The sequence below is a fragment of the Rhizobium sp. WSM1328 genome (assembly GCF_057653715.1).
Map to the genome: position 1 here is coordinate 4,218,207 of NZ_CM172788.1, position 13,171 is coordinate 4,231,377.

Here is a 13,171-nt window from a genome sequence, read left to right on the forward strand (position 1 = left end):
GACTACTTCTTCATCTGCTCCTTGAGGGCTGCGAGCTTGGCGAAAGGCGAATCCGGATCGATCGGCTTCTCCTTACGCGGCGGCTTGGCCTCGAAGCGCAGCGGCTGCGAGCCGCCGCGATTGTTGTTGCGGTCGTTGCGATCGTTGCGGTCACCGCGATCCTTGCGATCGCCACGGTCCTGCCGGTCGCCACGCGGCTGGTCGCCCCGTGGTTGGTTGTTGCGGTCGCCTCTTGCCTGCTGCGGCCGGCCGCCATCGCGACCGCCGCCTTCCTTGCCGCGGTTCTGGCGATTGTTGTCGCGGCCGTCGCCATTGCGATTGCCCTCGCCGCCTTCACCGCCGCCCGGCCGGCGATTGCGGTCGCCGCGTTCCTGGTTCTGACCGCGCTGCTCGCCCTGGCCGCCACGGCGTTCGCCATGACCGCCGCGCGCCTGGCGTTGATTGTCGTTGCGGCCGCCGAGACGCCACAGAAGAACTGGCTTCGGTTCCACCGGCTCGCCGGCTTCCCCAGGAGCAGGTGCTGCTTCCTCGGGAGCGTGCACCGCTTCCCCAGACGCTTCGACCGGAGCCGATGTCTCGATCGCTTCGACCGGAGCGGGGGGTTGGACCGCTTCGGCCACGGGCGCGTCAGCAACTGCCGGAGCCGCCTCGGTTGCAGACGCTTCGGCAACAGTCTCTTCCGCCGCACCGTCGGCATCGTCGTGGTCGGCCTTTTCGGCTGTCTCTTCCGCAGGCATTTCCGCAGTGGCAGCAGGCACTGAGGCCGCATCCTGCGTCGCAAGATGTACTGATGCCTCTTCCGCCTTCACGGCATCGGCGCGATAGCCGAGACCCTTGAGGATTTCTTCCATGTCCTCGAGCGTCGCACCGAGGATCGACAGCATCGCCGTCGTCGTCGTGAAGCGGCGGCCGTCATAGGCGCCCTCCGGACGGTTGTTTTGACCGGGCTTCCATTGCAGCAGCGGACGGATGATATCGGCCAGCCGTTCCAGGATGTCGATGCGTACGGCACGTTTGCCGAGGAAACGGAAGCCGGCGAGCTTGTAGAACATCCGCTCGAAGGTCGGATCCGTGACGACGGAGGTGCGGCCGGCGGCAAGCACCGGAATGAGATCGCCGTAGCCGGGCTTGTCGAGACCGTCGTTCTTCAGCGCCCAGAGCAGCGTGATGAGCTCGGCCGGCGCCGGCTTCAGAAGTGCGGGAACGAAGATGTGATAGGCGCCGAAACGCACGCCGTAGCGGCGCATGGAGGCACGGGCCTCCTGGTCCAGCGACTTCACCTCCTCGGTCACCTCGCGGCGGAACAGCACCCCGAGATTCTCGACGAGCTGGAAGGCAAGCCCCTTGGCGAGACCCTGCAGATCTTCGGCGCGCGACAGATCATCGAGCGGCTTCAGCACCGTGCTGATATGATGATTGACGAAGCGCTCGATGCGGGCAGCAACGTGATCGCGGGCATTGCCCGTCAATTGTTCGTCGGCCAGCAGGATCACGCGCGGACGCATGATGTGATCGCTGCCCGAAAGCCGCGCCACCGGGTCGCCCAGCCAACGGATCAACCCATCCGAACCGATCACAAGATCGCTGTTGCCGGCGGCATGCATCCGGGCCGCGCGGGCTTCGAACTCGAGCCCGAGCGCCTTCTGCGACGCAGCCTGAACCGCCTTGGCATCCGGTCCGTCCGTTCCCGCCACCGGCGTGAAACGGAACCCGCTCAATTGCCCTACATGATGTCCTTCAACGAAGACATCACCATTCACACTGATTTCAGCTTCCAGCATCGCATTCTCTCTCAGGCGCTTCATGAGCACAGATGTCCTGCGATCAACAAAGCGTTTCGTCAACCTTTCATGTAACGCGTCGGACAATCGATCTTCGATTTCCCGCGTCTTTTCCTGCCAGTGTGTCGGATCGGCAAGCCAACCGGGCCGATTCGAAACGTAGGTCCAGGTCCTTATCTGCGCGATTCGCGCCGAAAGCGTGTCAATTTCCCCATCTGTTCGATCGGAGCGATGAACCTGCTCCGCAAGAAACTGCTCATTCACCGTGCCATAGCGGACAAGATCGGAAAAGAGGGTCGCGATAAGATCGGCATGTTGTGCTGGGGTGATACGCCGATAATCGGGAAGCGCGCAAGCCTCCCAGAGTTTTTCGACGCGCGCCGGCCTGTCGGCGAGATCGATGACCTCGGGATAGCGCGAAAGCTGTTCCAGCGCCTGCTGGTCGACCGCAGGCAGCGCCCGCGTCAGCCCCGGCACGCGCGGTCCCACCTCAAGGCTGGCGCGCAGCGATGCGATTGAGGAGAAGTCCATCTCCGTCGTCCGCCACTGCAAAACCTTGACGTTGTCGAATTCGTGCCCCTCGATGCGCTGCACCAGTTCGTCGTCGAAGGGCGAGACCTGTCCGGTGACGCCGAAGGTCCCGTCCCGCACATGCCGCCCGGCGCGCCCGGCGACCTGGCCGAGTTCGCCTGGATTGAGATTGCGGAACTGGTAACCGTCGAACTTCCGGTCCTGGGCAAAGGCGACGTGATCGACATCGAGGTTGAGGCCCATGCCGATCGCATCGGTCGCCACCAGATATTCGACGTCGCCCGCCTGATAAAGCGCCACCTGCGCATTGCGGGTGCGCGGGCTGAGCGCGCCGAGCACCACCGCCGCGCCGCCGCGCTGCCGGCGGATGAGCTCGGCGATGGCATAGACCTCGTCGGCAGAGAAGGCGACGATGGCCGAGCGCTGCGGCAGCCGGGTGATCTTCTTCTGCCCGGCATAGAAAAGATGCGAAAGCCGCGGCCGCTCGACGATAGTGATGCCGGGCAGGAGCTGCTGCAGGATCGGCCGCATCGTCGCCGCGCCGAGCAGCAGCGTTTCCTCGCGGCCGCGCAGATGCAGGATACGGTCGGTGAAGATATGGCCACGCTCGAGATCGCCGGCGAGCTGCACCTCGTCGATCGCGACGAAGGCGGCCCTGGTCTCGCGCGGCATCGCTTCGACAGTGCAGACGGAAAAACGCGCATTGGGCGGCGAAATCTTTTCCTCGCCGGTGACCAGCGCCACATTCTGTGCGCCGACCTTCTCCACCACCCGCGTATAGACCTCGCGCGCCAGCAGCCGGAGCGGCAGGCCGATCACGCCCGTCCCGTGCGCAACCATGCGCTCGATGGCATAATGGGTCTTGCCGGTATTGGTCGGTCCGAGCACCGCGGTCACACCGCGCCCACTCAGAATCATCGGCTGCGAAATCAGAGTCATGAGTCCATGCAAATGAGGCGGGGTGGCCCCAGAAAATCTCGACTCCTCGATGGAAGCTGGACAACACATGGACAGCTGCCGTCGCAAACGCAAGGGCAGATTTCAAAATGCCTCGGGGATTACGACCTTTGCGAGTCCTGCGGAACGCCCGAATTTCCGATTCGGAACAGCGCAAGAACGAATCAGCGACGAATCGATGACTCTCGCTGATTCAGCTTTTGTTCACGGCTAAGTATTGATTTTGAATCACTTTTTCCCACTAGATGCTGAATCGCGAGACTCTCTCCTGTTCGCACTTTCGCCGTCGTGAGCGACAATCTTCGCCCGATTTTGAACAGGCAAAAATCCGCCCGAAATTAACCTCTCGACCAAAGCCTGAACGAATCGGAGACGAATCGCTCACTCCATCGTTTTCGCCTTTCGTTCACGGCCACATCTGGTAGCGCTATCAGGCCCCGGCACTAGACGCGGATCAGCGGCAGAGCCCTTCGTCCCGCTCCGCCGCACCAAAATTAATCTTTTTGGGAGCCGGATTCAGACGGCGTTAAGTCGGGGACGGCCAATTGTGGCGCGCCGATCAAAAACGGAACGAATCGCTGACGAATCGGCGACATCGCGATTTTCCCGCTTTGTTCACCGCAACATATTGTATTTAAATGTCTTTTTAACCATAGCGGCAATTTTCGGAAATGACGGAAATTAAACCGTGAATCAGGCTTCGTCACATTTCCAGAGCTTAACCGGGAACAAAAATCGCCAATACGTGTTTCTAGTCCATCCAAATTGCGGATGAAATGAAGGAAACACACCATGCTTGGCACGATACTACTTATTATCCTCATTCTGCTCTTGATCGGAGCCTTGCCGAATTGGGGTTATAGCCGTGGCTGGGGCTATGGACCTTCTGGCGGTTTGGGGCTAGTTCTCGTGATTATCATTATCCTTGTACTAATGGGCCGCGTCTAAAGGCCAACTAACCTAGGGAGTTACGACATGATGAAGAAGATTGTTCTTATTGGTGCGCTCGTCGGCGCGCTCGCATCCTGCACAGCGACCGAGCAAGGCACGGCGATCGGCGCCGGCACCGGCGCGGTTATCGGCGGTGTCGTCACCAACAGCTGGGGTGGTGCCGCCGTCGGCGCCGTTGCCGGCGGCCTGACCGGCGCTCTGATCGGCCAGTCGGTCGAACGCCGCGGCTACTGCGTCTATCGCGACCGCTACGGCCGCCGCTACGAGGCTCGTTGCCGCTAATCGGCACAAGCATATCGGACTCCCAACGGGCGCTTCGGCGCCCGTTTTCTTTGTCGGTCGATCCGTCAACGAGACGTTGACAATCGGTTGCGAAAGTCAAACCTAGCGCCGCCCAACGGGGAGTAACATATTTCCTTCAGAGCATGATGCCGAAAAGTGTGAGCGGTTTTCGTACGACATCATGCTCTCACTATAAATGCAGAACAGGATGATCCTAGGCCGACCCGGCCTAAGATCATCCTGTTCTGGAGCGCAACGGACAGGCAGGGCCGCCCGGCGCACCCAAAAGGAAACGCTTCCATGATTCAGATTTTGCTGAATTCCCTCATCGCGTCGGCTTTCCTGACAACCGCGATATCAGCGTTCAGCAGCGATGATCGTTCGCTGCGCAAAATACCGGCCAGAGTTAGGCCACAGCGACGTCCGAACACAGACCGCCGCTCTTGATCTTCCCGAAACAGCGCGACTGCTCCGGTCACAAAGTCGCAACCGGCATCACGAGACGCCCACAAACAGCGATGGCGCGATCCTGCCGGACGCGCCATCGCTTTGAATCTAATTCCTACTGTCGACGTGAAGACAGAAATGCCTAGGCGAAGAACTGTCCGCCATTGGCCGTCAGCGTCGAACCGGTGATGAAGCCGGCATCGTCGGAGACGAGGAAGGTGACGCAGCGCGCGATCTCTTCCGGTTCGCCGAGCCGACCGACGGGGATCTGCGGAATGATACGTTCGTTCAGCACCTTCTCCGGCACGGCAAGCACCATTTCCGTTCCGATGTAACCGGGGCAAATGGCGTTGACGGTGATGTTCTTGTTCGCCCCCTCCTGAGCCAGTGCCTTGGTAAAACCGAGATCGCCCGCCTTGGCCGCCGAATAATTCACCTGGCCCATCTGGCCCTTTTGCCCGTTGATCGACGAGATATTGACGATACGACCGAAGCTGCGGTCACGCATGCCGGTCCAGACCTGATGCGTCATGTTGAACAGGCCGGTGAGGTTGGTATTGATCACCTCGTGCCATTGTTGCTGCGTCATCTTGTGGAACATCGCGTCGCGGGTGATGCCGGCATTGTTGACGAGGATTTCGACCGGGCCGATCTCGCTTTCGACCCTGGCAACTCCCTCGCCGCAAGCGAGGTAATCCGAAACATCCCATTTGAACACCGGAACGCCGGTAACGTCGTGGAAGGCTTTGGCCTTCTCGTCGTTGCCGGCATAGCTGGCAGCGACCCTGTATCCGGCATTTTTCAGTGCCATGGATATTGCCGCGCCGATGCCGCGTGTACCCCCGGTGACCAAAGCCACTCTGCTCATGTTCCGCTCCCCTTTTGTTTTTCGCCCCGTCGCGTGGCGGGATCTTCAATCAAACATGGATCGTATGCTATTTAAAGCGCTTCAAAGCACATGGCCACACCCATGCCACCCCCGATGCAAAGCGTGGCGAGACCCTTCTTAGCGCCGCGGCGCTTCATTTCGAACAGCAGCGTGTTGAGAACGCGCGCACCGGAGGCGCCGATCGGATGGCCGATCGCGATCGCTCCGCCATTGACGTTGACGATCGACGGATCCCACCCGAGATCCTTGGTGACGGCACAGGCTTGCGCCGCGAAGGCCTCATTGGCTTCGACGAGATCAAGATCGTTGACCGACCAGCCGGCCTTCTCGAGCGCCTTGCGCGAAGCCGGGATCGGTCCGGTGCCCATGATCTGCGGATCGACACCCGCCGTTGCCCAGGAAACGATGCGGGCGAGCGGCTGGACCCCGCGCCGGACCGCCTCCGCTTCGCTCATCAGCACCGCCACAGCGGCACCGTCGTTGAGGCCGGACGCGTTCGCGGCCGTGACCGTGCCGTCCTTGTCGAAGGCCGGGCGCAGCTTCCCCATCGCCTCGATCGTCGCGCCGTGACGGATATATTCGTCAGCATCGACCGTAACGTCGCCCTTACGTGTCTTAATGACGTAGGGGATGATCTCGTCGACAAAGCGACCGGCCTTCTGCGCTGCCTCCGCCTTGTTCTGCGAACTGACGGCGAACTGATCCTGGTCGTCGCGCGAAAGCTGCCACTGGCGCGCAACATTCTCGGCGGTGATGCCCATGTGGTAGCCGTGGAAAGCGTCGGTCAAGCCGTCCTTGATCATCGTGTCGATCATCTTCATGTCGCCCATCTTGACGCCGCCGCGCAAGTGCGCGGCATGCGGGGCCATCGACATGGATTCCTGGCCGCCGGCAACGATGATCTTGGCGTCGCCGGTGGCGATCTGCTGCATGCCGAGCGCGACGGCGCGCAAGCCCGAGCCGCAGAGCTGGTTAACGCCCCAGGCCGTTGCTTCCTGCGGAATGCCGGCCTTCATCGCCGCCTGGCGGGCCGGGTTCTGACCTTCGCCGGCGGCAAGCACCTGGCCGAGGATCACCTCATCCACCTCGCCGGCATCGACGCCCGCACGCTCGAGCGCGCCCTTGATGACGGCCGCCCCGAGCTCATGCGCGAGGACCGTCGCGAAAGCACCGTTGAAGGCGCCGACTGCTGTTCGCCCTGCACTGGCGATGACGATGGATGGATTGCTCATGGGGACGCTCCTCGTTTTCGTCTCACTTACATAAGTGGAAACTGGCAAAGCTTGGAGCACAAGTCAAACGCGAAGACCGGCCGCCGTCATTTTAGGTAAAGCCCGTCGAAGCCCGATTCATCTGCTCTGTTAAAGGTTTGCCGCATCGCACAAAGAGATTGTCACCGGCCTTCTTTTGCGTTTACAGTCTCAAGTGGAGGAATATCCATAAATCAGACGGGGGTTCAGGAGACTGATATGGCGAAGCATGAGGGTCAGATTGTTATCAAGAAATACGCCAATCGCCGCCTATACAACACAGGCACCAGCACCTACGTGACGCTGGAAGACCTGGCGGAGATGGTGAAGAAGGGCGAAGAATTTAACGTACAAGATGCAAAAAGCGGAGATGACATCACCCATTCGGTGCTGACCCAGATCATCTTCGAACAGGAATCGAAGACCGGCAACACATTGCTCCCGATCTCTTTCCTGCGCCAGCTCATCACCTATTACGGCGACCAGATGCAGATGGTGGTGCCGAGCTTTCTCGAACATTCGATGCGCTCCTTCACCGAACAGCAGTCCCAGATGCGCGAGCAAGTAAACCGCGCCTTCGGCGAAACGCCGCTCGGCAAGAACCTGCAGTTGCCGATGCAGATGGTCGAGGACCATGTTCGCCGCAACACCGAGCTGTTTCAGCAGGCGATGCAGATGTTCTCGCCCTTCATGACGCCGCCTGCCAAGGAAAGCCGCAAGGCCGAGGCCAAGGATATCGACGAGCTGAAGGAACAGCTCCGCGCCCTTCAGAACAAACTCGACAACCTATAATCCGATCGAGACATCCCGCCCGGCGCTTCGGATCGACACGGCAAAACCGCCGATGACATCGATCAGAGCGATCGTCATCAAAATGAAGAAGACCTGCGTCGCAGCATCCCGGACGAGCAAAAACTCGACCAGGAAAGCGATGAACACCAGCATCGACAGCATGTGGTTGACGAGATTGCCGGAACCAGTTCTGGTCGCCTTGAGGATTTCGAAGAACAGCACGACAAGTGCGATGACGATGAAAAGATCGCCGAGCGCCATGCTCCAGATCGCGCCCGAGATCATCGACAGCACGATGATATCATGTTGCAGTGCCGGAATTCCGCCATTGCCCATCAGGCCCAGCATCGCAAGATTGTAAAGAATAAACGGGATAATCATCAGGGGCATGGCGGCTATCATCGGCAATCTCCCAGTGCATCATGGAACAATACTGCCGCAAACCCTTGCCCCACCGCAAGTCATTGCAAATATTATATTGTCGAAATGCAAAAGGCCGGCGTGACGCCGGCCTTGAAACTTCGATCGGACAAGCCGGATCGCGAAATTATGCGCTTTCCTTCGGCGTCAGAACCTGGCGGCCGCGATACATACCGGTTTTCAGATCGATATGATGCGGGCGGCGCAGTTCGCCGGAATTCTTGTCTTCGACGTAGGTCGGAGCCTTCAGGGCGTCTGCCGAACGGCGCATACCGCGCTTGGACGGGCTTGTTTTTCTCTTCGGTACAGCCATTTCTCTTACTCCACTTGCGGGCAAAACATTCCCACGGCCACACCGGCGGCCGAAACGGACATGTCGCGATTTCGGAATTTGGCGCGCTTATACATGCAAGGGGTGACCTTGACCAGTCCCCATGCGTATTTTTTGCAAAGCCGATGATTCCAGGCTCAGACTTCGTCTTCCGGCACGATCCAAGGCTCGGCTCGAGCCGCCTCTTCCCATTTCCGCCAGGCCGGATGCGCCTTCATGGTCTCCATATAGGCCAGCGTATCGTTCTGGCTGACGAGATCATAGATTTCGAACCGGTTGACGACAGGCGCAAACATCGCATCCGCCCCGCTGAACGCGCCAAACAGAAACGGTCCGCCGGATTGCTGCAGGAGGTCGCGCCAGATCGTCTCGATGCGGCTGATATCGGCGTCGACACCCTCCGGCAACGCGATCTTGCCCTTCGGCCGGCGGATATTCATCGGGCAGGCACCGCGCAGCGCCCGGAAGCCCGAAAGCATTTCCATCGAAACCGAACGGGCGAGCGCTCGCTCGGCGCGATCCCTCGGCAGAAGGGCGGCGTCCGGATAAAGCTCGGCGACATATTCGATGATCGCCAGCGATTCCCAGATCTTCAATGCACCATGCTGCAGAAGTGGTACTCGCCCGGTCGGTGAGACCGCCTTGATATCGCGATTGCCACCAGGATAGTCGAAGGGGATCAGAACCTCCTCGAAATCGACGCCGGCGCCCGTCAGCGCCATCCACGACCGGAACGACCAGGAGGAATAGTTCTTGTTGGCGATGTAGAGCGTCGGTCTATCCATGGGCCTCTCCGGTTCAGGCTTCGAAATCGAAGATCAACAATTCGTGGAAATGGTTCATGTCCTCGAACGCGCAGAATGCCGGCGGGGTCAGCTCGAAAACAGGGGCCTTGCGGCGGACATCGTCGGCGACGTTGTCGAGCATTGCCTGCCAGCGCGGCAAGGCTTCGTCTTCCAACCGTTCGATCGCATAGGCGAAGGTCATGTGGAACTTATAGTCCTCATGGTTCGGCTGGCGATAGCCCAGAAGCTCGGCCAGCGCATTGCGCCAGGCTCGCATGACCTTGCGGTCTCTCTCCGTCGCCCCGTCGACGAGCAGGCCCGACGGGCGAGCTTCGACGATGGCGACCTTGAAGGGATCGGCCATCGAGAAACCTTCGAGCCGGGCCGCCATCAGCGCTATCATGTCGTCGATCGGCGTATCGAGAGGCAGATCGCCCGGCCAGCAATCCTGGCGGCGCCTGGTCTCGATGACACCTTCGAAAAGTGTCATGTGAATGCTTGATATCGGCGTGAAGAGGAACTGCGGGGCTTCGGGCATCGCCAGATATTTCTCACGCGCCTCGATCAGCACCGCCTGCGTTTGCGAACCCTTCTCGATATGGCAAACGATGGTGTTGCCGGCTTCCGGCAGAAAGCCGCCGACCTTGCGATAACGGCTGCCGAGATGGGCGGGCGGGGTTGGATTGTGCCTCTTCGAATAAAAGAGAAGCTCGGGCGAAAATGTCGTGATGGTCATGGGCGACTCGGGGGCTCTGGTTGGACTGCATTCGCCCATATGGCAGAACCAAGAATGTCAGATGACACTTGCCACGTCTCGAGCACGATACCGAAAAGTGTGAGCGGTTTTCGGACGACATCCTGTTCTAGCGATAAGTTCTGATCTCAATCATAGATGCACCGGATGTAATCGCCCGAACCTTGTGCGCGTCTCTCGATCACGCCGGCGAGCCGGCGAAGACCTCGTCCGGGCTTGCCGGCATTGCGGTCGATGGGGTTCGGCAGCGAGACGGCAAGCAGCGATGCCTGGCGCCGCGTCAGCTTCGAGGCCGGCACCTTGAAATGATGCTGGGCCGCCGCCTCGATACCGTAAATGCCGGGACCCCATTCGGCGATATTGAGATAGATTTCCATCAGCCGTCGTTTCGACAGGACGAAATCCGTGCTCACCGCGAGCGGAAGTTCCAGCGCCTTGCGCACGAAGGAGCGGCCGTTCCAGAGGAAGAGGTTTTTCGCCGTCTGCATCGGGATGGTGCTACCGCCCCGTGTTGCCTGACCTTTCAGCGTATCCTCGACCAGCATGCGCATTTCCGCCCAGTCGACACCGCCGTGAAAGCAATATTGCCCGTCCTCTGACATCATCACCGACTGCACCACAACCGGGGCAATCTTATCAAGCGACACCCATTGCCTGTCGTAACCCCGCAGCAGCACGAGATCGCGCAGCATCAGCGTCGAGACGGGATGAATGAAAGGCAGCAGATAGAAAAAGATCAGCGCATAGGGAAGAATCAGCAAGACCAGCACGGCAAGAACAATGCGTTTCAACACACGCCCGTCTCCGAACCATCGCCGACGAGCCGGCATGTCGACGCTGTCCTCTCTCTCCGGCGCTATATCCAATGTCCCCAGTCCGATTTCGCTCCTGTCGTTCTCATAACGCCTGTGCAGAGCTTATGCCAGAGTGCGCGGCGAATCTTGCTGCCGCCATCGACAATTCCGTTGCAAGCCCGGGGGCGCTCATGCCAAACAGCGCCCATGGACGCGAACCGGGACACTTTCGAGACGAGGCTGAAGAACAACGCCCGCGACATCGAGGCGCTGCTCGACGCATTGCTTTCACCGAGTGCCCTTTCCGATGAAATCGCCAGGCCCGAGACGCTGCGCGATGCCATGCATTATGCCGTGCTGAATGGCGGCAAGCGGCTGCGCCCGTTTCTCGTCGTCGAAAGTGCAGCCCTTCTCGGCGGCGACGCAGAGGCGGCGCTTCGCGTCGGCGCCGCCCTCGAATGCGTTCACTGCTATTCCCTCGTGCATGACGACCTGCCGGCCATGGACGATGACGACCTGCGCCGCGGCAAACCGACGGTACACATCAAGTTCGACGAGGCGACGGCGATCCTCGCCGGCGACAGCCTGCTGACCTATGCCTTCGACATCATCGCCGCGCCGGAAACGACCCTTGCCGATACGAGCAAGGCATCGCTGGTGCTGGCCCTTGCCCGCGCAGCCGGTCTCGGCGGCATGGCCGGCGGCCAGGCGCTCGACCTCGCGGCGGAAAAGCAGGCCCCCGACGAGGCCGGCATCATCCGCCTGCAGGCGATGAAAACAGGCGCGCTGATCCGCTTCGCCTGTGAAGCCGGCGCCGTCATCGCGGCAAGCCGGCCGGAAGATCGCCGTCGCCTGCGCGCCTTCGGCGAAAAGATCGGCCTTGCCTTCCAACTGGCCGACGACATTCTCGACCTGACCTCGGATGCGGCGACCATGGGCAAGGCGACCGGCAAGGATGCGGCCCGCGGCAAGGGAACGCTTGTGGCCCTGCGCGGCATGGAATGGGCCGAAGCCCAGCTCCGCGAGCATGTCCGCGATGCAGAGGCGTTGCTTGCCCCCTACGGCCCCCGTGCCTCGACCCTCATTGCTGCGGCGCATTTCATCGCCGACCGGAAGAGCTGAAGCGGCAGGTCAGGCTGTCAGTATTTCTTTGAGGGCGGAAACCAGACGGGCACACTCCTCGCCCGTGCCGATGCTGATCCGCAGGAAGTCCGAAATACGCGGTTTGGCGAAATGCCGGACGAGAATGCCGCGCTCCCGCAGAGCGGCTTGAAGCGCTGCCCCGGAACGGCTTTGGTGCCTCGCGAAAACGAAGTTCGCCTGGGACGGCAAGACCTCGAAACCCAAAACTTCAAGTTCAGAGTCGAGGCTTTCGCGGCTGGCGATGATGTTCCTCCGGCATGTCTCAAACCACGCCTCGTCCTTGATCGCCGCCGTCGCCGCAAGCTGCGCCAGACGATCGAGCGGATAGGAATTGAAACTGTCCTTGACCCGCTCCAGCGCCTCAATCAGCGGCCGCTGCCCCAGCGCGAAGCCGATGCGCAGACCGGCAAGCGAACGGGACTTCGACAGGGTCTGGATCACCAGTAGGTTGGGATAGGTTGAAACGAGCCCGGCAGCGCTCTCGCCGCCGAAATCGATATAGGCCTCGTCTATGACAACGACCGCATCCGGATGGGCGGCAAGAAGTGCTTCGATACTGGCAAGTGGCAAGCCGATGCCGGTCGGCGCATTCGGATTGGGGATGATGATCGCGCCGCAGGGCCTGTCGTAATCTTCCAGCCCGATCCGAAACCCATCGTCAACAGGCACCTCGATCGCTTCGACGCCGTATAGCAGGCTATAGGTCGAATAGAAGGCGTAGGTCACATCGGGGTAGAGAAGCGGCCGCTCGTGTTTCAGCAGCGCCTGGAACGTATGCGCGAGAACCTCGTCGGAGCCGTTGCCGACGAATATTTCTTCTGCGGTCAGGCCGAAATGGGCCGCGATCGTCTCGCGCAATTCCGCAGCAGTCGGATCGGGATAGAGCCGCAGACGATCGTCCGCCGCATCCCGGATCGCCTCAAGCGCCTTCGGGGACGGACCGTAAGGGCTCTCGTTGGTATTGAGCTTGACCATGTTCGCGATACGGGGCTGCTCGCCCGCGACATAGGGCCGAAGCTTACTGACGATAGGCGACCAGTACCGGCTCATCCGAACTTGCGGGC

At 60.6% G+C, this 13,171-nt stretch carries 13 protein-coding genes; 4 read left to right on the plus strand and 9 right to left on the minus strand.

Features of this window, described 5'->3' with window-relative positions:
- Positions 1 to 2: 2 nt before the first annotated feature.
- Complete coding sequence (locus AC2444_RS20965) at positions 3 to 3,251, minus strand: helicase-related protein (protein ID WP_012759435.1); 3,249 nt, start codon at positions 3,249 to 3,251, stop codon at positions 3 to 5.
- An 810-nt stretch (positions 3,252 to 4,061) separates the two neighbouring features.
- Here AC2444_RS20965 and AC2444_RS20970 point away from each other — a divergent pair.
- Both AC2444_RS20970 and AC2444_RS20975 read left to right on the plus strand, forming a co-directional pair.
- Positions 4,062 to 4,217 carry a DUF3309 family protein gene (locus AC2444_RS20970; protein ID WP_071414346.1) on the plus strand — a complete coding sequence of 52 codons (156 nt, stop codon included), beginning with the start codon at positions 4,062 to 4,064 and terminating at the stop codon, positions 4,215 to 4,217.
- Positions 4,218 to 4,244: 27 nt separating this feature from the next.
- On the plus strand, positions 4,245 to 4,502 hold the full coding sequence (locus AC2444_RS20975) for a YMGG-like glycine zipper-containing protein (protein WP_003589657.1): 258 nt from the start codon (positions 4,245 to 4,247) through the stop codon (positions 4,500 to 4,502).
- 589 nt (positions 4,503 to 5,091) lie between these two features.
- Here the strand turns inward: AC2444_RS20975 and phbB are convergent.
- Together phbB and AC2444_RS20985 are read right to left on the minus strand one after the other, a co-directional pair.
- Positions 5,092 to 5,817 carry a beta-ketoacyl-ACP reductase gene (gene phbB, locus AC2444_RS20980; RefSeq protein ID WP_012759436.1) on the minus strand — a complete coding sequence of 242 codons (726 nt, stop codon included), beginning with the start codon at positions 5,815 to 5,817 and terminating at the stop codon, positions 5,092 to 5,094.
- 71 nt (positions 5,818 to 5,888) lie between these two features.
- Positions 5,889 to 7,070 carry an acetyl-CoA C-acetyltransferase gene (locus tag AC2444_RS20985; RefSeq protein ID WP_012759437.1) on the minus strand — a complete coding sequence of 394 codons (1,182 nt, stop codon included), beginning with the start codon at positions 7,068 to 7,070 and terminating at the stop codon, positions 5,889 to 5,891.
- 237 nt (positions 7,071 to 7,307) lie between these two features.
- Here AC2444_RS20985 and phaR point away from each other — a divergent pair, with 237 nt between their 5' ends.
- Positions 7,308 to 7,880 (plus strand): polyhydroxyalkanoate synthesis repressor PhaR, encoded by a 573-nt coding sequence (gene phaR, locus AC2444_RS20990; protein ID WP_012759438.1) that lies wholly within the window; start codon positions 7,308 to 7,310, stop codon positions 7,878 to 7,880.
- Here phaR and AC2444_RS20995 read toward each other — a convergent pair.
- The 5 genes from AC2444_RS20995 to mtgA all read right to left on the minus strand — a co-directional run bounded on the left by AC2444_RS20995 (position 7,875) and on the right by mtgA (position 11,036).
- The gene (locus tag AC2444_RS20995) at positions 7,875 to 8,282 is read right to left on the minus strand and encodes a hypothetical protein (RefSeq protein WP_012759439.1); all 408 of its coding nucleotides are present in this window, start codon (positions 8,280 to 8,282) and stop codon (positions 7,875 to 7,877) included. The two genes, phaR and AC2444_RS20995, sit on opposite strands and share 6 nt — an antisense overlap.
- Positions 8,283 to 8,427: 145 nt before the next feature.
- Positions 8,428 to 8,613, minus strand: coding sequence for a 50S ribosomal protein L32 (gene rpmF / locus AC2444_RS21000; protein WP_003543812.1), 186 nt, complete (start codon positions 8,611 to 8,613; stop codon positions 8,428 to 8,430).
- Positions 8,614 to 8,768: 155 nt separating this feature from the next.
- Entirely contained in the window at positions 8,769 to 9,416 is a 648-nt protein-coding gene (locus AC2444_RS21005) for a glutathione S-transferase family protein (RefSeq protein ID WP_012759440.1), read from the minus strand.
- Between the two features lie 13 nt (positions 9,417 to 9,429).
- Entirely contained in the window at positions 9,430 to 10,152 is a 723-nt protein-coding gene (locus AC2444_RS21010; protein WP_012759441.1) for a DUF1868 domain-containing protein, read from the minus strand.
- A 146-nt stretch (positions 10,153 to 10,298) separates the two neighbouring features.
- The gene (gene mtgA / locus AC2444_RS21015) at positions 10,299 to 11,036 is read right to left on the minus strand and encodes a monofunctional biosynthetic peptidoglycan transglycosylase (protein ID WP_041935597.1); all 738 of its coding nucleotides are present in this window, start codon (positions 11,034 to 11,036) and stop codon (positions 10,299 to 10,301) included.
- Between the two features lie 135 nt (positions 11,037 to 11,171).
- Here mtgA and AC2444_RS21020 point away from each other — a divergent pair, with 135 nt between their 5' ends.
- Positions 11,172 to 12,086 (plus strand): polyprenyl synthetase family protein, encoded by a 915-nt coding sequence (locus AC2444_RS21020; RefSeq protein WP_012759443.1) that lies wholly within the window; start codon positions 11,172 to 11,174, stop codon positions 12,084 to 12,086.
- Between the two features lie 9 nt (positions 12,087 to 12,095).
- On the opposite strand, the gene hisC is transcribed toward AC2444_RS21020, so the two are convergent.
- Positions 12,096 to 13,157: a histidinol-phosphate transaminase gene (hisC, locus tag AC2444_RS21025; RefSeq protein WP_012759444.1), complete on the minus strand. Its 1,062-nt coding sequence runs from the start codon at positions 13,155 to 13,157 to the stop codon at positions 12,096 to 12,098.
- Between the last annotated feature and the right edge of the window lie 14 nt (positions 13,158 to 13,171).